Source organism: Brevundimonas subvibrioides, from assembly GCF_027271155.1.
Lineage (GTDB): Bacteria > Pseudomonadota > Alphaproteobacteria > Caulobacterales > Caulobacteraceae > Brevundimonas > Brevundimonas subvibrioides_D.
Genome location: NZ_CP114542.1, coordinates 2,164,538 through 2,182,459 on the forward strand (window position 1 = coordinate 2,164,538; position 17,922 = coordinate 2,182,459).

The window sequence follows — 17,922 nt, forward strand, 5'->3', positions numbered from 1 at the left end:
GTGATCCTCACTCGGCCGGCAGCAGGTGCGGCGCGATCGCCGTCGCGGTCTCGGAGGCTTCCGGGGACGGCATGCGGATCGTTCGCCACAGGTTGTAGGACATGATGAGCGTGCCGCTCAGGAACATCAGGCCGCCGACGGTGCGGATGACGTTCTCGATGTGCTTGGCGGCGACGGTCTCGATGAAGCTGTTGGCCAGGTAGCCGTCGGGCGTGTACTCGCGCCACATCAGGCCTTCCATGATGCCGGAGACCCACATCGCGGTGATGTAGAGAACGATGCCGGTGGTCGCGATCCAGAAATGCCACTCGACCAGGGCGTTCGAGTACAGACGGTCCTTCTTCCACAGCCAGGGAACGAGGCAGTACATCGCGCCGAAGCTGATGAAGCCGACCCAGCCCAGCGCCCCGGAGTGGACGTGTCCGATGGTCCAGTCGGTATAGTGGGACAGGGCGTTGACCGTCCGGATGGACATCAGGGGGCCCTCGAACGTCGACATGCCGTAGAAGGCGATGGCCACGACCATCATCCGCACCACGGGGTCGGTGCGCAGCTTGTCCCACGCCCCCGACAGGGTCATCAGGCCGTTGATCATCCCGCCCCAGGACGGCATCCAAAGCATGATCGAGAAGGTCATGCCCAGGGTCTGCGCCCACTGGGGCAGGGCGGTGTAGTGCAGGTGGTGCGGGCCCGCCCAGATGTAGATGAAGATCAGCGACCAGAAGTGCACGATCGACAGGCGGTAGGAATAGACCGGCCGCTCCACCCGCTTGGGCACGAAATAGTACATCATTCCCAGAAAGCCGGCGGTCAGGAAGAAGCCGACGGCGTTATGGCCGTACCACCACTGGACCAGGGCGTCCTGGACACCGGCGAAGACCGAATAGCTGCGCGCTTCGAGCAGGCCCACCGGAACGGCGGCATTGTTCACCAGGTGCAGCAGGGCGACCGTGACGATGAAGGCCAGGTAGAACCAGTTGGCCACATAGATGTGCGGTTCCTTGCGCTTCCAGATCGTGCCCAGGAAGACCAGCAGATAGGCGACCCAGACGATGGTCAGCCAGATGTCGACGTACCACTCGGGCTCGGCGTATTCGCGCGACTGGGTGATGCCGGCGAGATAGCCGGTGGCCGCAAGGACGATGAACAGCTGGTAGCCCCAGAAGACGAACCAAGGCCAGATGCCGCCGGCCAGGCGCGCCCGGCAGGTCCGCTGCACGACCCAGAAGGAGGTGCAGATCAGGGCGTTTCCGCCGAAGGCGAAGATCACGCCGGATGTGTGCAGCGGACGCAGTCGGCCAAAGTTCAGCCAGCCGGCTTCCGGGAAATAGAAGATGTCCGGCCAGGACAGCTGGGAGGCGATGACCACCCCGACCAGCATCCCCACAACGCCCCAGAACATGGTGGCGATGACCCCGGCGCGAATGACGCCGTCGGAGTAGCGCAAGGGGTCGGCACGGAACCGCCCGTTGTTGATGCCCAGCGTCATGGCCGCCAGCGAGAGCACGCCGGCGATCAGCAGGATGGTTCCATGAAACCGGAATGCCGGATCGTCGGTGAAGGCCGTCGCCAGAAGGGCGACGACGGTCAGCACTCCGAGAGTCACGAAAAGCGTGATGGTCCCGAACGCGAGTTCGTCAGTCTGTGGTCGATTCGGCATGCACGCCCCCTTGTCTCCGGGGGCTTTGCCGCACCGCTGCGGCGTCCGCTTTGATCTATCGCAAAGCCGCATGGCGACGTTCGGGATGTTATGGTCGGCGGAGGGCCACGATGCCGATCACTGACGACCTGGAACGCAAAATCATCGCCGGCGGCCTGCTTGGCCTGGCATGTTCACTGGGTGGCCTCGCCTCGGCGCTGACCGTCGTGGCCCTGGATCACATGGCGATGACCGCCACGCTTTGCGGACCGACGAGCGGACATTGCATGGCCTGTTTCGGAGCCGTCGCCTGCTGGACGGCCACCCTTGGAGCGGCTGCCGCCGGCACGTCACTGCTGCGCTTCAATGCGATCGATGGAGCGAGGGCATGATGCGCGGCACCCCGAGTGGTTTCGACTACACCGCCGCATTCCAGTCCGCCGTCGATCAGGTCAGGGACGAGGGCCGCTATCGGGTCTTTGCCGATCTGAAGCGGGTGCGCGGACAGTTCCCCAAGGCCGTGCGGCGTCGCGCGGACGGGTCCGGGCAGGACTGTGTGATCTGGTGCTCCAACGACTACCTCGGCATGGGCCAGCACCCGGCCGTGCTGGAGGCCATGGCGGCCGAGCTGGACGCCGTGGGCGCCGGGGCCGGCGGCACGCGCAACATCAGTGGCACGACGCGCTCGGCGGTGGATCTGGAGGCCGAGCTGGCGTCCTGGCACCGGAAGGAAGCGGCCCTGCTGTTCACCTCGGGCTATGTGGCCAATGAGGCGACGCTGACGACGCTGCAGAAGATCCTGCCCGGTCTGATCATCTTCTCCGACAGCCTGAACCACGCCTCGATGATCGCGGGCATCCGGAACGGCGGCTGCGAGCGGCATGTCTTCCGGCACAACGACCTGGCGCATCTGGAGACCCTGCTGGCCGCGGCCCCGGCCGATGCGCCCAAGCTGGTGGCGTTCGAGAGCGTCTATTCGATGGACGGCGACATCGCCGACCTGGCGGGCACCATCGCCCTGGCCCGGAAATACGGGGCCCTGACCTATCTGGACGAGGTCCACGCGGTCGGCCTGTACGGCGCGACCGGCGCGGGCGTGGCCGAGCGGGACGGGGTGCTGGACGGCATCGACATCGTCGAATGCACCCTGGGCAAGGCCATCGGCGTGATGGGGGGCTATATCGCCGCCGATGCCGTGATCGTGGATGCGGTCCGCAGCTGGGCCTCGGGCTTCATCTTCACCACCTCCCTGCCGCCGGCGCTGACCGCAGGAGCCCTGGCCTCGGTCCGGCACCTGAAGACCCACCCCGAACTGCGCGACGCCCATCAGGAGCGGGCCGCGACCCTGAAGCGCCGCTTCGCCGAGGCCGGCATCCCGGTCATGCCGTCCGAGAGCCATATCGTGCCGGTCTTCGTCGGCGATCCGGTCCACGCCAAGATGATCTCGGACATGCTGCTGGAAGAGCACGGCATCTATGTCCAGCCGATCAACTATCCGACCGTGCCCAAGGGCACCGAGCGCCTGCGCTTCACCCCCTCGCCCAACCACGACGACGCCATGATGGACGCCCTGGTCACGGCCATGGACAGGCTGTGGACCCACTGCAACGTCGCCCGGATGCCGGTCGCAGCGTAGGTTTCTTGATCGCTCGAAGTGGACCCAAGGTCGACCCTTGCCAATGGCCGGGCGGCTTGAAGGGTCTGTGTCCCGTCCCCGAAGACTGCGGGTCGACGCAACCGGAGAACGCGCGATACGCAGGCGACGGCCGTCGGAGACGGCCGCCACCGGCATGATCAGAACTTGCGGCCGATACCGAGCGAAACGACCCAGGGATCGAGGTTCACGTCGCTGTTCAGTGCACCACCGTTGATCGTGGCGTCGGTGTTGAACCAGACCTTCTTGACGTCGACATTCACGGTCCAGGGGCCCGATACGGCAATGTCCGCACCCGCCTGAAGCGCATAACCGAAGCCGTCGTCCAGGTTCACGTCGAAGCCGTTCCTGTCCTTGCCGCTGAAGAACACCATGTAGTTCAGCCCGGCCCCGACATAGGGGCTGACGCGGGCTTCCGGGGCGGGTCGATACTGCACCGTGACGACGGGCGGCAGCACCCAGGTCTCGTGGACCGGCACGTCCGTCGTCCCGCCCTGGGCGCGGATCTCGTGGTGGGTCGCGCCCAGGATCGCCTCGACCGAGATGTTGTCGGTCAGGAAGTAGGTAAAGCCGAGCGTCGGCATGACGTCATTGCCGACATCGACATTCAGACCGGTGGCGGCACCGGCGGCGGTGGTGATGGCGTCGTCGGCGCTGGAGGCCACGTCGGTGATCCGGCCGGTGACAATCCAGTCGCCCTTGCGGGCAACTTGCCAGTCCTGGGCGGAAACGGGCGCGGCAACCAGGCTGGCGAGGCCGACGAGGCCGGCGAGTGCAAGCGTCTTGTGCATGGGGACGTCCTTTTATCTGAGCCGCTGAGCGGCGATCTGCGGAAAATGTCGGGATCGGGAGATCACCGCATCGGCGCATCGGGGGCCCGAACGACCTATGGCGTTCGGCATATGGCGCGACTGGCAAGGTCGGCCGGAAAGCCGTCCCTGGCCGGACGACTTGACCTGTTGCAAACCTCAGATCATGCGCCCGTGCCTCCCGGTGGTCGGCGCGAGCGATGTGTCGAACGCAGCGCAGATCAGGCGCACGAAGGGTCGACCCGGATCGGTCACCGAAACGCGGTCGTTCTCGCAGACGACAAGGCCGTCGGCGACCAGCGGCGACAGTCGGCCCACGGCCGCCACAAAGCGATCCGGCGCGGGACCATGCGAGCGCTCCGTTTCCGCAAGACTCACCGAGAAATCACACATCAGCCGCTCGATGACCTCGGCGCGGCGGCGGTCGTCCTGCGTCAGGGCCAGGCCGCGCGCAACAGGCAGCCGGCCCTCGGCCACGGCAGCGCGCCAGTCGCGCTCGACCGCGTGGTTCTGCACATAGCCTGCCGTCGTCCGCCCGATCGACGACGCACCGAGCCCGATGAGGGTCGAGGCATCATCGGTCGTATAGCCCTGGAAATTGCGATGCAGCCCGCCCGATCGTGCCGCGATCGCCAGGCTGTCGTGCGGCAGGGCGAAATGATCCAGACCTACGGCCTGATACCCGGCGTCGGTGAGATAGGCAGCGGCGGCCTGGCTCTGGGCGAATCGTTCTTCGGGTCCCGGCAGGTCGGCTTCGTTGATCAGCTTCTGGTGCGGCTTCAACCAGGGCACATGCGCATAACCGAACAGCGCGATGCGGGCAGGCCTCAGGGTCGTTACCTGGTCGAGGGTGGTGAGCAGGTCATCCCTGGTCTGCAGCGGAAGCCCGTACATCAGGTCCAGGTTGAGCGATCCGACGCCGGCATCCCACAGCCAGTCGGCGGCCCGGGAGACCGTCTCGAACGGTTCGAAGCGATTGATCGCCTGCTGCACGCGCGGCGACAGATCCTGCACGCCGAGGCTGGCCCGGCTGAGGCCGTTGCGGGCCGCTGCGCGAACCCAGGTCCGGGTCAGGCTGGCGGGGTCGAGTTCGGCCGCGATCTCGGGCTCCGACACGAAGGCAAAGGCCTCGCGAAGCCCGGCGAAGAGGCGGTCGAGATCATCGGCGGCCACCATGTTCGGCGTCCCGCCGCCGAGGTGCAGCCGGGCCACGCGCTGACGTCTGCCCAGCGCGGCTTGCGTCAACCTCGCCTCCTCGATCAGCAGATCGACATAGCTTCGGATGGTCTCGGAGCGATTGACCGCGCGCGTGTTGCAGGCACAGTACCAGCAGAGAGTCTTGCAGAACGGGATATGGACGTAGAGCGAGACCGCTTCGCCGGCCGGAGCCGCCGCGAGCCAGTCCTTCCATTCGCCGGGACCAACATCAGGCGTGAACTGCGCTGCCGTCGGGTAACTGGTGTAGCGAGGCAGATTGGCGTCGTATCGCCCGATCAGGGCCGCGGCCCGAAGCGCGCGTTGCGTCTCCCCGCAGACGGGATGTGCCAGGGTCATGGTCAGGCTCCGTAGCGTCGATCCCCGCGATCGACGTCACGATCCGCCTAGAGCCGCCTCCGGACACCGTCTTTGACCTCTGTCAAACCGTGGTGGTCAAACCTCGCCGTCGGCCAGCGCGCGGAGCCTGTCCGGCTGTTCGATGCGGATTTCCGTGAGGGACACCAGCCGGATCACGCCCTGTGTCTTCAAGCGGGTGAAGACCCGGCTGACGGTCTCGATGGTCAGTCCGAGATAGTCGGCGATCTCGGAGCGCGTCATGGGCAGGTGGACACGGCCCGACGGTCCCGGCCGCGCAGGGTCATGGTTCGGCATCTCCAGCAGGAAGGTCGAGACCCGTTCGACCGCCGTCTTGCGTCCGAGCAGCAGGATCTGGTTCTGCGCCGCCGCCAGTTCATGGTTGGCCCGATCCAGAAGGGCGGTCTCCAGCGCCGGTGTCTCGCGGATCAGCGTCCGGTAATCACTCTTGCGGAACCTGCACGCCGTGACCGGTTCGATCGCCTCGGCCGAGAACACATACAGATCGCCGGTCGCAAGGCCCAGAAAGTCGCCCGCAAACAGGAAGCCGGTGATTTGCCGACGGCCATCGGACAGCAGCCTGTAGACCCGGACCGAACCTGAGGTGATGTTGAACACATGCCGGGCCGGATCATCGGCACGGATCAGGGTGTCACCGCCATTCAGCACCAGATGCTCCGCCAGCGCATCGAGACGGCTGAGATCGGCATCGTCGATACTGGCGCAGACGCTGAACGGACGGGCACCACAGCTATTGCAGGCATTGCTCCGCCGACGGTCTGCACAACCGGCCGGGAGAGCCTTCAGCTCCAGCATGCTCGGGTCCTCCTTGTCGTCGAGGGTGTGGGCATATTCCTCGCACACGATTGTTTGAGCGAGATCAATGCGGGGCGTCGACATTGAGGCAAAACTCATCGGATGACCATTGTGGTGAAACCCATGGAGTCAAATGAGTTGGCCGACGGGCTCGTCCTGGCCCGCCTCGGTCATGCGCCATTCGACGAACGGGCTTTGCGCGACGAGCTGGAGACCCTTGCCGATGAAACCGTCGACGGTGGGGCCTTGCTCGCCCGGAACGGTGCGGGACGTCCCTGCGGATTGATCCTCTATCGTATTTTGATTGTGCAGGGCGGTCGGCCGAGCCTGCAGATCGTTCGACTGGTCGCTTTCGACCTCACGGATCCCCAGCCGATCGCGGACGCACTGGTGGATGAGGTCTTTCGGCTAGCCTGCGCCCAGGGGTGCGAAACCCTGCGTACCGTCCGCTTCCTGACCACGCCGGCGGACACGATCGCAGCCGTGCGCGCGGCCAGTGTCGCCGAGCTCCACAGCATTTTCTGAGGTTTGATTTCCTCAAGGCCGGCCGCGACATCGGCTACTGCCACATGGAAAAGCTGGCGAACCTGGAGGCCCTGCCACCGTTCGGTTTCACCGTGTCCAATCCCGATTTCCGCGACGTGGGGTCGACCTGCATAGCCGAACGCCGGGCGATCGAAATGCTGGACGAGGGCGCATCCCGCACCAGCTTCATGACGTTCGGGGACAGGGGCCGGATGGAGTGCGTATCGGCCGAAGGCAGTGTCCTGTTCGGGCCGATCGATCAGACCGTCCGAGGGACACCCTAACTCCAGACTCTGTTGGCTCCTGACATGCCATGACGACCGCCCGGGCAAGGGTTCATGGGGTCAGAATGGTCTGCCGATAAACAGATAGACGGCCCGGCGATCGTCTTCGGCCTGGCCATAGGCCAGAAACGCCGGGCCCAGAATTGTGTCCGCCCCGACGTACACGCTGCCGCCAAACCGGAGATCCTCGAGATCAAGGTCGCCCCGCCGGTCCCAGACCTGGCCAGCCTCGAGCGACGCTCCCACGAAAAGCCGGGTCCCCCCGAAGAGTTGCCGTGACGTGTCCGTCAATGCGTAGCGGTAGATCAGCCCCCCGGCGGCAAAGGTCTGGCCCACCAGTTCATCTTGCCGGTATCCGGACAGACTGAACAGGCCTCCGAGCCAGTACAGCGAATCCACTGGTACAGAGCCCTCCAGACTGGAGCCTCCTGACGCTGCAGTAATCAGGGTGTGACGGCCACTGCTGATGGCGGTCAGCGCCCTTGCCGTTACGGTCTGGTATTCAGTGTTGTCACCCAGCGATTCCAGTCCCTGGACAAAGCGGGCCCCCAGCCTGACCCCGCGTCGAGGGAAGTAGGGGCTGTCCAGCGTGTCGACGCCGGCGCTGGCCGTCAGTCGGCCGACGTCGATGTCGATCTCCGTCGGATCGGCGCGGCCCCGGTCCAGTTCGGCCCTGCCCTGCCCGCGTTCGAAACCGACCCGGACCTCGGCGTTGCCTCCGAACTGGCCCCCCGCCTCGATGGTGGCCAGTCCGTAGGTCAGATCATAACTGCCGAAGTTGAACCCGGTGGGACTGTAGCGTTCCACCGGCCGGTTCTCGATGGCGACGCGTGCATTGGCAAACCAGGTCTGGCTGGGTTCCAGCAGCTTGAAGTAGGCGGCGGAGACGCCGTTGTGCGAGCCAAGGGCCGCCTGAAGCTGGAGTTCGGATCCGAAGCCGTCGAGTTCTCCGGTGCGATAGTCCACGAAGAGGGTGTCCTCAGACCCGGTGCTGAAGTCGTTCCAAATCGTCAGGCCAAGTCGTATCCGCCCGTCTTCCGGGACGCTGTCCTCGCCATGCACCAGCAGCCCGGTGCGGCCGTCGACCACCTCAAGCGCGTGATCGACACGCTCGAACGGGCCGAGCGCATAGATGTCGTCCAGCGCGGCGTTGATCGTCCGGTGATCAACCGGCTGCCCGATCAGTCCGGTCAGCATGCGTTCGATCACGGCATCGGCAAGGCGAGACCCGTTTTCAATCCGCACGTACTCGATGATGGGCGGCTGCGAGGGCGACGGCTGGACGGGGCTGACCAGGGACCTGTCCTGCGCGAGGGCGGCGAGCGCCACGGCCCGGGCATCGACCGATCGACGTCCGGCCTCGATCAACTCGGCGCCGCGCGTGAAGTCGGCCGAGGTCATGTCTCCCGCATCGATGGTGATCAGGATGTCCCGCGACGTCAGCGTCGCCAGCTGGGCGCGCTCGTTGGCGAGCACCAGAAGGCTGACACTCTGTCCCAGAATGTCGAGAGCCGAGGAGATCTCATCCTTTGCGAGCAGTGCGCTCGGTGTTGCGACGACAATGATGACGTCCGCACCCATATCGCGGGCCACGCTGATCGGGATATTGGCCGCCATACCTCCGTCGACCATGAGGCGGCCGCCGCTCTCAACCGGTGCGAACACGCCCGGAACCGCCATGGAGGCCCGCATCGCCATCGGTACCTCGCCGCTCGACAGGACGACGGCTTCGCCCGTGGCGATGTCGGTGGCCACAGCACGGTAGGGGATCGGCAGCGTGTCAAAATCCTCAACGACGCCCTGGATCGGCGTGAACCGCCGCAGCTCCTGCATCAGGACCTGATCCGAAATCAGGCCCGCCGGCAGGACGAATGCACCGTCCCTCAGCCCCAGGCTCAACCGGACCGGAAAATCGGCCTGCTGGGCTTTCTGGCGGAACGTCAGATCGTCCCGATCCGGAGCCGGGTTGAACACGCCGGTCCAGTCCACCTCCTGGACGACACGGCCCAGCGTCGTCGCGTCCACGCCCGAGGCATAGAGGCCGCCGACCACGGCGCCCATGGAGGTGCCGACGACGATGTCCGGATGGATTCCGAGGCGCTCGAGCTCCTGTATGGCACCGACATGGGCGAGCCCGAGGGCACCGCCCCCTGAAAGGACGAGGGCAACGCGGGGTCGGTCGTGCGCATCCTGTGCCTGTGCAGGCGACATGAAGGCGAACGCGCCCGCGAAAACAACTGCCAGAAGGACCGGTTTCATGGTGGATTTCCGTAACGTTCGGCTCGCAGCGTCGGCGGGAGGGCAAGCCATCGCATCGGCAAGTCAGGAAGTGGCGGAAACGCGATCGCTTCATGGCCCAGGGCCGTGGCCGCAACCGCTGTGAGACCGAGATGATTCAGCAGCGTGGCCGTGGCGGTGTCGATCCTGGAGGCTGGCACGGTGCCACGATGCAGGTCACGCCCGAGACCTTCTATGGCGCCCGCGACCATGCTGACGATGACGTCAAGCTCGCCTTGCTTGAACAGGCCGCGCTCGATCCCGTCTGCGATGTCGCGTTTCAGGCGAAGGCGCATGGCACCACCGAGTTGCTCGGGATACAGGCCAACGTCGAACATCAGGCGACCAAACCCGGGTCGCAGGGCCATAACGCGCAAGGTCTGGCGGGTGATGCGAGCAAACCGCGCCGCCGGATCGCCCTCGCCGTCGATCAGTCCCATGATGGCCGCTGCATGGGTGGCACCCAGCAGATCGCCGAGTTCCGAGATCAGGGCTTCGATGTCGCGAAAATAGTTATAGAAGGTCGCGCTGACGAGCCCGGCTTGCGTCGTGATCTGGCGCACGCCGAGGCTCGCCACACCGTCCTCCATCAGGATGCCCTGTGCAGACACCAGGATTTGGTCGAGGGTTCTCTCGCGCTTCGTGCCGGTCAGTTTCGAAGCGGAGGGCATAAAATGTCTCTAAAGCCAAAATTGAAATAGTGTCAATTTACGAGTGTTCGCCCCCGGCGGTCAGATCGATGGATTTGCGGGACCGGGCCTGCCAGAAAAGATTGAACCTCTTCAGGGAAGATAACGCGTGACCTTGACCTTCGAGCCGGCTCCCGCCGTTCTGGCCCCGACCACCACCGGCGAACGCTTCCCCGTCCGTCGCCTGTTCTGCATCGGCCGCAACTACGCCGCCCATGCCCGCGAGATGGGCAAGGATCCGGATCGCGAACCGCCCTTCTTCTTCACCAGCTGGGCCGAAACCGTCGTGCCGGACGGCAGCATCATCGCCTATCCCCAGGCGACCTCGGATTACCAGCACGAGATCGAACTGGTCATCGCCATCGGCCAGTCAGGCCGCGAGGTCCCGGAGGACCGGGCCATGGACCTGGTCTATGGCTATGCCATCGGCCTCGACATGACCCGCCGCGACCTTCAGTTCGTGGCCCGCGACGCAGGCCGTCCGTGGGACGCCAGCAAGAATGTCGAGGAATCCAAGCCGCTGGGCCCCATCCATCCGGCCGCCGGACTGGATGTATCGAAGGGTGCCGTCACCCTTGCGGTCAACGGCGTGACGAAACAGACCGGCGACCTGGCGGACCTGATCTGGTCGGTGCCCGAAATCATCGCCCACCTGTCCAGATTCTATCGCCTCGAGCCGGGCGACCTGATCTATACAGGGACCCCGGCGGGGGTCGGCCCCGTGGTGCAGGGCGATGTCCTGGTCGGGGCGATCGACGGGCTGGGCACGCTCACGGTCACCATCGGCCCGCTCGCCCGCTGAGACCGCGACCATGATCCTGCACGGCTATTTCCGCTCCTCGGCCGCCTGGCGTGTCCGCATCGCGCTGCATCTCAAGGGGCTGACGGTCGAGCACCGGCATCAGCATCTGCGCAAGGGCGAGCAGTTTTCACCGGAGTATCTGGCGCTCAATCCGCAGGGCCTGCTGCCCAGCCTGATCCTGGACGACGGCGCGGTCCTGACGCAGTCGCTGGCGATCTGTGAGTATCTGGACGAGACCTGTCCCGATCCGGCGCTGCTGCCAGCGGATCCCCTGGGCCGCGCGCGGGTGCGCGCCTTCGCCCAGGTCATCGCCTGCGACATCCACCCGGTGCAGAACCTGCGCGTGCTGAAGGCGCTTCAGGCGCGCGGCCAGACCCAGGACGACACCCACGGCTGGGCCCGGGACGTGATCTCCAGTGGCTTCGATGCGCTGGAGACGCTCGTCGTCGGTCAGTCCGGACCCTATGCGTTCGGCGACACGCCGACGCTCGCCGACATCTGTCTGGTGCCGCAGATGGCCAATGCGCGCCGCTTTGGCGTCGTGCTGCGCTGGCCTCGGCTCGCCGCCATCGAGGCGGCCTGCCTCGCCCTGCCCGCCTTCGCAGAAACCCACCCCGATCTGCAGCCGGACGCGGAATAGGGCACCATCATGAAGGTCGTCATCGTCGGGGCCGGTCACGCGGGCGGGTCCGCCGCATCCCTGCTCAAGGCCTCCGCCTTCGAGGGTGAGATCGTCCTGCTGGGCGAGGAGCCCGTCCCCCCATACCAGCGCCCCCCCCTGTCCAAGGCCTGGCTGAAGGGCGAGGCGGACCTTGAGTCCCTGCTGCTGCGTCCCGAAAGCCATTACGCCGAACAGGGCATCGACCTTCGGACCGGCGTCCGGGTCACCGCCCTGTCGCCGGCCGAGCGGACCGTCACCCTCTCGGACGGTCATGTAGAGGCTTACGACGCCCTGATCCTGGCCACCGGCTCGACCGGCCGCCGCCTGCCCATCCCCGGCGCGGACAGACCCGAGCTGATCGAGTTGCGCACCCTCGCCGATGCTGAACGCCTGAAAGGCCGGCTTGGTCCGGGCCGCAGGCTGGTCATCGTCGGCGGCGGCTATGTGGGTCTGGAAGCGGCGGCCTCCGCCCGGTCCCTGGGCGCCGAGGTCGTCCTGCTGGAACGGCTCGACCGGGTGCTGAAGCGCGTCGCCTCCGAGCCGTTGTCGGCCTTCTTCACCGACCGCCACCGCGCCGAGGGCGTCGATATCCGGCTGAACGTGGAAGTCGCGGGCTTCGAGGATGGCGGCGTGCGTCTGGCGGACGGCAGTCTGGTGGAAGCGGACATCGTGCTGGTCGGCGTCGGGGCGCTCGCCAACGACGGCCTGGCCCGCGTGGCCGGGCTCGCCTGCGATCCGGCCGGGTCCGGCGGCATCGTCGTCGACGAAACCGCCCGCACCTCCGATCCGCACATCTATGCCATCGGCGACGTGACCGTCCGACCCGTCCCCGTTCACGGCCTGACCCTGCGGCTGGAAAGCGTCCCCAACGCCCTGGAACAGGCCCGTCAGGCCGCCCATGCCATCGTCGGTCGGGCCCAGGCCGCGCCGGAGGTGCCCTGGTTCTGGTCGGATCAGTACGACCTGAAACTCCAGATCGCAGGCCTGCAGAACGAAGCCGATCGCACCGTGGTCCGTGGCGAACCGGCGACCGGCCGCTTCGCCGTCTTCCACCTCAGCGGCGACCGAATCGTCTGCGTCGAGGCCGTCAGTGCGCCGCCGGAATTCATGGCTGGCAAACAGCTGATCGGACGTCGGACGAGGGTCGATGTCGGCAAGCTGACCGACCCCGCCATCTCGATGAAGGCCGTCGCTCTGGACACGGCCGCCGAGACCCCGGGTGCGCAGGCCTAGGGGAGAACCCCGCGTCAGGCCGGATCGGGCTCTCCAGACTTTCGCCAGCCCCTGAACCTGTCCTGAGTTTAATGATTCATCGGTTTGACGCCCCGTGATCCCGCGTCAAAGATGACCGCTCCGTGATCGGTGCGTGGCCGTCGTCCAGCACGGTCGCCTGCCTTGGTCGTCGTCCGCTGGGGCGCATTGTCGGTGGAGAGAAGCCTTGGATAGACGTTCGTTCCTCGCCGCGTGCGGCATCGGTGCGGGTGGCCTGCTGCTGCCCGGGTTCGCGGGGCGCGCCATCGCCGCCTCGCAGCTGGTCGAGACCATCGACGTCGCGGTCAAGAAGCGGCTGGCCGATGCGGGCCTCAGCGCGGCGTCCGCTGCCGGAGCCAGCTACTGCGACGTGCGGGTTGGCCGCTATCTGCGCCAGTTCGTCATCACCCGCGAGGCGAACGTCCAGAACATCGTCAACACCGAATCGACCGGCACGGGCGTCCGGGTCATCGCCGACGGAGCCTGGGGCTTCGCCGCCACCAACGACATGACGCCCGAAGCCGTCGCCGACGCCGCCCGTCTGGCCACGGCCATCGCCAGGGCGAATGCGAAGAACCAGACCCGGCCGGTCCAGCTGGCCCCGACACCCGGCGTTGGCGAGGTCAGCTGGAAGACGCCGATCCGCCGCAACGCCATGGAAGTGCCGATCGAGGAGAAGGTCGAGCTGCTGCTGGGCGTGAACGCCGCGGCGATGGCGGCCGGTGCCAACTTCGTCAACTCGCAGCTGTTCCTGGTCAACGAGCAGAAATACTTCGCCAGCTCGGACGGCTCCTACATCGATCAGGACGTGCACCGCATCTGGGCACCGATGGGGGTCACGGTCATCGACCAGTCGACCGGCAAGTTCCGCTCGCGTCAGGGCCTGTCGGCTCCGATGGGCCTCGGCTACGAATATCTGGACGGTCGGCCGGAGGACAAGCTGGAGTCCGCCCCCGGCGTCATCAGCTACGGCATGTCCTACGACATGAAGGAAGACGCCATCGCCGCCGCGCGTCAGGCCAGGGAAAAGCTGACCGCCAAGTCGGTAGAGCCGGGCCAGTACGACCTGGTGCTGGACCCCGATCACCTGGGTCTGACCATCCATGAGTCGGTCGGTCACCCGCTCGAGCTCGACCGCGTGCTGGGCTATGAGGCCAACTACGCCGGCACCAGCTTCGCCACCCTCGACAAGCGCGAGGCCCGCTTCCAGTACGGATCGGAGATCGTCAACATCTTCGCCGACAAGGTTCAACCCGGCAGTCTGGGCGCAGTCGAATACGACGACGAGGGCGTGAAGACGAAGTCGTGGGACCTCATCAAGGACGGCAAGCTGGTCGACTATCAGGCGACGCGGGATCAGGCGCACATCCTGGGCAAGACCGCCTCGGACGGCTGCTCCTATGCCGACAGCTGGTCCACGGTGCAGTTCCAGCGCATGGCCAACATCTCGCTGAAGCCCGGCACCCGGCCCATGACCCGCAAGGACATGATCTCGAACGTCGAGAACGGCATCTACATCCTGGGTCGCGGGTCCTTCTCGATCGACCAGCAGCGCTACAACGCCCAGTTCGGCGGCACCCTGTTCTACGAGATCAAGAACGGCGAGGTCACCCGGCCGCTGGAGGACGTGGCCTATCAGATGCGCACGCCCGAGTTCTGGAACGCCTGCTCGGCCATCTGCGACCAGAGCGACTACCGGATGTTCGGCTCCTTCTTCGACGGCAAGGGCCAGCCCAGCCAGGTCTCGGCCGTCAGCCACGGCTCATCGACCACCCGCTTCGACAAGATCAACGTCATCAACACCGCCCGTTCGCTCGGCTGATCGGCTTTAGGGGAAAACTCAGATGAGCATCATGACGGAAGCCGAGGCCAAGACGATCCTCGACAAGGTGATCGCGCTGTCGACCGCCGACGAATGCACCGCCCAGCTGGACGGCACCATCGACGGCAACATTCGCTTCGCCCTGAACAACGTCTCGACCAGCGGGGTCATCACCAACACGGAGCTGGGCGTCCAGGTCGCATTCGGAAAGCGGGTCGGAACGGCCTCGATCAACGAGTTCTCCGACGACGCCCTTGCCCGGGTCGTGAAGCGGGCCGAAGATCTCGCCAAACTGGCGCCCGAGAACCCGGAGTTCATGCCTGCGGTCGGCCCACAGACCTACACGCCGACGAACACATTCACGGCAGCGACGGCGGCCATCACGCCCGAGAACCGCGCCGAGGTCGCCCGCGCCTCGATCGAGCCCTGCAAGAGCCAGAACCTGATCGCCGCCGGCTTCCTGAACGATAATCAGAGCTTCACCGCCTTCGCCAATTCCAACGGGGCCTTCGGCTATCAGCAGTCTACCGGCATGGATTACACCTGCACGGTGCGGACCGAGGACGGGCGCGGCTCCGGCTGGGTCGGACGCAACCTGCAGGACGCCAGCCGCTTCAACGTCGACAACGACATCCAGATCGCCATGCGCAAAGCCAGCGCCTCGGCTGACGCCCAGGCACTGGAGCCAGGCAAGTACACGGTGATCCTGGAACCAGCGGCGGCCGCGGGCCTGATCTCCTTCATGTTCAACTTCTTCGACGCCCGTTCGGCCGACGAAGGGCGCAGCTTCCTGTCGAAGGCCGGCGGCGGCAACAAGATCGGCGAACAGGTCTTCGATCCGCGCGTCAACGTCTACTCCGACCCTGCCTTTGCCGAGTCCCCCGCCCTGCCCTGGGACGGCGACGGCCTGCCGCGCGGACGCGTCAACATTATCGAGAACGGTATCGTCCGCAGCCTGCAGTACTCGCGTTACTGGGCTGAAAAGCAGGGCGTGCCGCAACAGGCGCAGCCCGGCAACATCATCATGGAAGGCGGCACCAAGTCGACCTCCGACCTGGTGCGCGAGACAGAGCGCGGCGTGCTGGTCACCCGCACCTGGTACATCCGCATGGTGGACCCCCAGACCGTACTGCTGACCGGTCTGACCCGCGACGGCACCTTCTACATCGAGAACGGCGAGCTGAAGTATCCGCTGAAGAACTTCCGCTTCAACGAGTCGCCGGTCATCATGCTGAACAATATCGACGAACTGGGCCGCTCGGTCCGGGTCAAGGCCGATGAAGGCGGCTCCCTGATGATCCCGCCGATGCGCCTGCGCGACTTCACCTTCACGTCGCTGTCCGACGCCGTCTGATCCTGGAAAAGGCGCGTGTCGGGTTCGAGTATGACACGCGCCGACTGTCTCAAGCTGCTGATCGGCGGTGGCTTTGGGGCCATCCTCACGGGGCTCCCCCGATCGGCCAGCGCACAGGCGACCTACGATTTCTGGTTCACGCGTCTGCGTTACGATTCCGGCGACTGGGACGTGGATCAGCGGATGCCCGCAAATCTGCTGACCTCGCTGGTCGACTACACCAATCTTCGGGTCGATCCGGAAGAGCGGGTGATCGACCTGGCCGATCCCGCCATGCTGACCGCACCCTTCTGCTATCTGGCCGGTCACAAGCTGGTGGAGTTCAATGCGGCCGAGGCCAGGAACTTCGAACGCTATGTTCGCAATGGCGGCTTCGTCTTCGTCGATGACTGCAACCACGACATTGACGGCCTGTTCGCCACCTCGTTCGAGCGACAGATGCGCTCGATCTTCGGTGAGGACGCCCTGAAGAAACTGCCCGACGACCACGGGATCTATCGCAGCTTCTTCCGCTTCGAGGACGGCCCGCCCGCGACCAGTTTCGAACTGAACGGCTGGGGCGACGACCTGGTACACGACTATCTGAAGGGCATCGAGATCGAAGGTCGCCTCGGCCTGCTCTATTCCAACAAGGACTATGGCTGCGAGTGGGATTACGACTGGCGCAACAAGCGCTTCCTGGCCGAAGACAATACGAAGTTCGCGGTCAACATCGTCATCTATGCCCTGACCGCATGACCCGCCTCTTCTCCTCCCCGGAGCCTGTATGACCACGCCGACCCAATCCGAAATCGACGCCCGCCTGGTTGAACTCGGCAAGCTGAAGGCCGCGATCGGCCAGGCCATCGTCGGCCAGACCGAGGTCGTCGAACAACTGCTGATCGGCCTGCTCGCCGGCGGTCACTGCCTGATCGAGGGCGTGCCGGGGCTGGGCAAGACCCTGCTGGTCCGCACCCTGGGTCAGGCGCTCGCGCTCGAGTTTCGCCGCGTCCAGTTCACCCCGGACCTGATGCCGTCCGACATCCTCGGCACCGAGGTGCTGGAAGAAGACCACGGCACCGGCCACCGGTCGTTCCGTTTTCAACCCGGCCCGGTCTTCACCAACCTGTTCCTCGCCGACGAACTGAACCGCACGCCGCCCAAGACCCAGGCCGCCCTGCTGGAGGCCATGCAGGAACACACCGTCAGCTACGCCGGGGTCACCCACCGGCTGAACGAGCCGTTCTTCGTGCTGGCGACCCAGAACCCGCTGGAACAGGCCGGGACCTATCCCCTGCCCGAAGCCCAGCTGGACCGGTTCCTGCTCAACATCCGCGTCGGTTATCCGACCGCCGACGAGGAACGCGCCATCCTGGTCCAGACGACCAGCGGCGCGGGCGGTGCCGTGCCCCGGGTCATGACCGGGGCCGACGTCGTCGCCCTGCAGGGCTGGGTGCGTCAGGTCTATGTGGGTGAGGCCTTGCTGACCTGGATCACCGCTCTGGTCCGCGCGACCCGCCCGTCCGCCGACGCGCCCAAGGCCATCCAGGACTATGTCCGCTGGGGGGCCGGTCCCCGCGCCGGTCAGGCGCTGGTGCTGGCCGCCAAGGCCCGGGCCCTGCTGAACGGCCGCCTGGCGGCGACGCGGGAAGACGTCGTGGCCCTGGCCGCTCCGGTGCTTCGCCACCGCATCCTGCTGTCCTTCGCCGCCGAGGCGGAGCGCAAGACGGCCGACGACGTCGTCGCCGCCCTGCTGGCCGCCCTGCCCCCGCCCCGTCCGGACTGACG

Annotated in this window: 17 protein-coding genes; 11 read left to right on the forward strand and 6 right to left on the reverse strand. The window is 66.0% G+C overall.

The annotated features are described in order from the left end of the window. Positions 1 to 7 precede the first annotated feature (7 nt). Positions 8 to 1,489: a cytochrome-c oxidase, cbb3-type subunit I gene (ccoN, locus tag O3139_RS10875; RefSeq protein ID WP_269516475.1), complete on the reverse strand. Its 1,482-nt coding sequence runs from the start codon at positions 1,487 to 1,489 to the stop codon at positions 8 to 10. 281 nt (positions 1,490 to 1,770) lie between these two features. Between ccoN and O3139_RS10880 the strand changes: the two genes are divergently transcribed. Then, positions 1,771 to 2,031 carry a hypothetical protein gene (locus O3139_RS10880; RefSeq protein ID WP_269514095.1) on the forward strand — a complete coding sequence of 87 codons (261 nt, stop codon included), beginning with the start codon at positions 1,771 to 1,773 and terminating at the stop codon, positions 2,029 to 2,031. Then, entirely contained in the window at positions 2,031 to 3,275 is a 1,245-nt protein-coding gene (gene hemA, locus O3139_RS10885) for a 5-aminolevulinate synthase (protein ID WP_269516476.1), read from the forward strand. Before O3139_RS10880 ends, hemA begins: the two co-directional genes overlap by 1 nt. 158 nt (positions 3,276 to 3,433) lie before the next feature. Here hemA and O3139_RS10890 read toward each other — a convergent pair whose 3' ends face one another. The 3 genes from O3139_RS10890 to O3139_RS10900 form a co-directional block, all read right to left on the reverse strand. Next, on the reverse strand, positions 3,434 to 4,084 hold the full coding sequence (locus O3139_RS10890) for an OmpW/AlkL family protein (protein ID WP_269514096.1): 651 nt from the start codon (positions 4,082 to 4,084) through the stop codon (positions 3,434 to 3,436). A gap of 177 nt (positions 4,085 to 4,261) precedes the next feature. Then, on the reverse strand, positions 4,262 to 5,656 hold the full coding sequence (hemN, locus tag O3139_RS10895; protein WP_269514097.1) for an oxygen-independent coproporphyrinogen III oxidase: 1,395 nt from the start codon (positions 5,654 to 5,656) through the stop codon (positions 4,262 to 4,264). Between the two features lie 96 nt (positions 5,657 to 5,752). Next, positions 5,753 to 6,574, reverse strand: coding sequence for a helix-turn-helix domain-containing protein (locus O3139_RS10900; protein WP_269514098.1), 822 nt, complete (start codon positions 6,572 to 6,574; stop codon positions 5,753 to 5,755). 18 nt (positions 6,575 to 6,592) lie between these two features. Here O3139_RS10900 and O3139_RS10905 point away from each other — a divergent pair, with 18 nt between their 5' ends. Together O3139_RS10905 and O3139_RS10910 are read left to right on the forward strand one after the other, a co-directional pair. Beyond that, complete coding sequence (locus O3139_RS10905; protein WP_269514099.1) at positions 6,593 to 7,015, forward strand: hypothetical protein; 423 nt, start codon at positions 6,593 to 6,595, stop codon at positions 7,013 to 7,015. 44 nt (positions 7,016 to 7,059) lie between these two features. Continuing rightward, positions 7,060 to 7,299 (forward strand): hypothetical protein, encoded by a 240-nt coding sequence (locus O3139_RS10910; protein WP_269514100.1) that lies wholly within the window; start codon positions 7,060 to 7,062, stop codon positions 7,297 to 7,299. A 60-nt stretch (positions 7,300 to 7,359) separates the two neighbouring features. Here O3139_RS10910 and O3139_RS10915 read toward each other — a convergent pair whose 3' ends face one another. Both O3139_RS10915 and O3139_RS10920 read right to left on the reverse strand, forming a co-directional pair. Further along, a complete protein-coding gene (locus tag O3139_RS10915; RefSeq protein WP_269514101.1) occupies positions 7,360 to 9,558 on the reverse strand; it encodes a patatin-like phospholipase family protein in 2,199 nt (732 codons plus the stop codon). Then, complete coding sequence (locus O3139_RS10920) at positions 9,555 to 10,247, reverse strand: TetR/AcrR family transcriptional regulator (RefSeq protein ID WP_269514102.1); 693 nt, start codon at positions 10,245 to 10,247, stop codon at positions 9,555 to 9,557. Before O3139_RS10920 ends, O3139_RS10915 begins: the two co-directional genes overlap by 4 nt. 127 nt (positions 10,248 to 10,374) lie before the next feature. Between O3139_RS10920 and O3139_RS10925 the strand changes: the two genes are divergently transcribed. The 7 genes from O3139_RS10925 (at position 10,375) to O3139_RS10955 (ending at position 17,920) form a co-directional block, all read left to right on the forward strand. Beyond that, entirely contained in the window at positions 10,375 to 11,067 is a 693-nt protein-coding gene (locus tag O3139_RS10925; protein WP_269514103.1) for a fumarylacetoacetate hydrolase family protein, read from the forward strand. 10 nt (positions 11,068 to 11,077) lie between these two features. Next, on the forward strand, positions 11,078 to 11,707 hold the full coding sequence (maiA, locus tag O3139_RS10930) for a maleylacetoacetate isomerase (RefSeq protein WP_269514104.1): 630 nt from the start codon (positions 11,078 to 11,080) through the stop codon (positions 11,705 to 11,707). 9 nt (positions 11,708 to 11,716) lie between these two features. Then, a complete protein-coding gene (locus O3139_RS10935) occupies positions 11,717 to 12,961 on the forward strand; it encodes an NAD(P)/FAD-dependent oxidoreductase (protein WP_269514105.1) in 1,245 nt (414 codons plus the stop codon). 205 nt (positions 12,962 to 13,166) lie between these two features. Beyond that, positions 13,167 to 14,801, forward strand: coding sequence for a TldD/PmbA family protein (locus tag O3139_RS10940; RefSeq protein ID WP_269514106.1), 1,635 nt, complete (start codon positions 13,167 to 13,169; stop codon positions 14,799 to 14,801). Between the two features lie 22 nt (positions 14,802 to 14,823). Continuing rightward, complete coding sequence (locus O3139_RS10945; RefSeq protein WP_269514107.1) at positions 14,824 to 16,155, forward strand: TldD/PmbA family protein; 1,332 nt, start codon at positions 14,824 to 14,826, stop codon at positions 16,153 to 16,155. A gap of 30 nt (positions 16,156 to 16,185) precedes the next feature. After that, a complete protein-coding gene (locus tag O3139_RS10950; protein ID WP_420022353.1) occupies positions 16,186 to 16,893 on the forward strand; it encodes a DUF4159 domain-containing protein in 708 nt (235 codons plus the stop codon). Between the two features lie 28 nt (positions 16,894 to 16,921). Further along, complete coding sequence (locus tag O3139_RS10955) at positions 16,922 to 17,920, forward strand: AAA family ATPase (RefSeq protein WP_269514109.1); 999 nt, start codon at positions 16,922 to 16,924, stop codon at positions 17,918 to 17,920. Positions 17,921 to 17,922: the final 2 nt, after the last annotated feature.

Excerpts from the sequence above, each read along its gene's own strand:
- O3139_RS10955 (WP_269514109.1), top strand. The coding sequence starts at position 16,922 with ATGACCACGCCGACCCAATCCGAAATCGACGCCCGCCTGGTTGAACTC.
- O3139_RS10880 (WP_269514095.1), top strand. The coding sequence starts at position 1,771 with ATGCCGATCACTGACGACCTGGAACGCAAAATCATCGCCGGCGGCCTG.
- O3139_RS10890 (WP_269514096.1), bottom strand. The coding sequence starts at position 4,084 with ATGCACAAGACGCTTGCACTCGCCGGCCTCGTCGGCCTCGCCAGCCTG.
- ccoN (WP_269516475.1), bottom strand. The coding sequence starts at position 1,489 with ATGACGCTGGGCATCAACAACGGGCGGTTCCGTGCCGACCCCTTGCGC.
- O3139_RS10950 (WP_420022353.1), top strand. The coding sequence starts at position 16,186 with ATGACACGCGCCGACTGTCTCAAGCTGCTGATCGGCGGTGGCTTTGGG.
- hemA (WP_269516476.1), top strand. The coding sequence starts at position 2,031 with ATGCGCGGCACCCCGAGTGGTTTCGACTACACCGCCGCATTCCAGTCC.
- O3139_RS10915 (WP_269514101.1), bottom strand. The coding sequence starts at position 9,558 with ATGAAACCGGTCCTTCTGGCAGTTGTTTTCGCGGGCGCGTTCGCCTTC.
- O3139_RS10920 (WP_269514102.1), bottom strand. The coding sequence starts at position 10,247 with ATGCCCTCCGCTTCGAAACTGACCGGCACGAAGCGCGAGAGAACCCTC.
- O3139_RS10945 (WP_269514107.1), top strand. The coding sequence starts at position 14,824 with ATGAGCATCATGACGGAAGCCGAGGCCAAGACGATCCTCGACAAGGTG.
- hemN (WP_269514097.1), bottom strand. The coding sequence starts at position 5,656 with ATGACCCTGGCACATCCCGTCTGCGGGGAGACGCAACGCGCGCTTCGG.
- maiA (WP_269514104.1), top strand. The coding sequence starts at position 11,078 with ATGATCCTGCACGGCTATTTCCGCTCCTCGGCCGCCTGGCGTGTCCGC.
- O3139_RS10905 (WP_269514099.1), top strand. The coding sequence starts at position 6,593 with ATGACCATTGTGGTGAAACCCATGGAGTCAAATGAGTTGGCCGACGGG.
- O3139_RS10935 (WP_269514105.1), top strand. The coding sequence starts at position 11,717 with ATGAAGGTCGTCATCGTCGGGGCCGGTCACGCGGGCGGGTCCGCCGCA.
- O3139_RS10900 (WP_269514098.1), bottom strand. The coding sequence starts at position 6,574 with ATGTCGACGCCCCGCATTGATCTCGCTCAAACAATCGTGTGCGAGGAA.
- O3139_RS10910 (WP_269514100.1), top strand. The coding sequence starts at position 7,060 with ATGGAAAAGCTGGCGAACCTGGAGGCCCTGCCACCGTTCGGTTTCACC.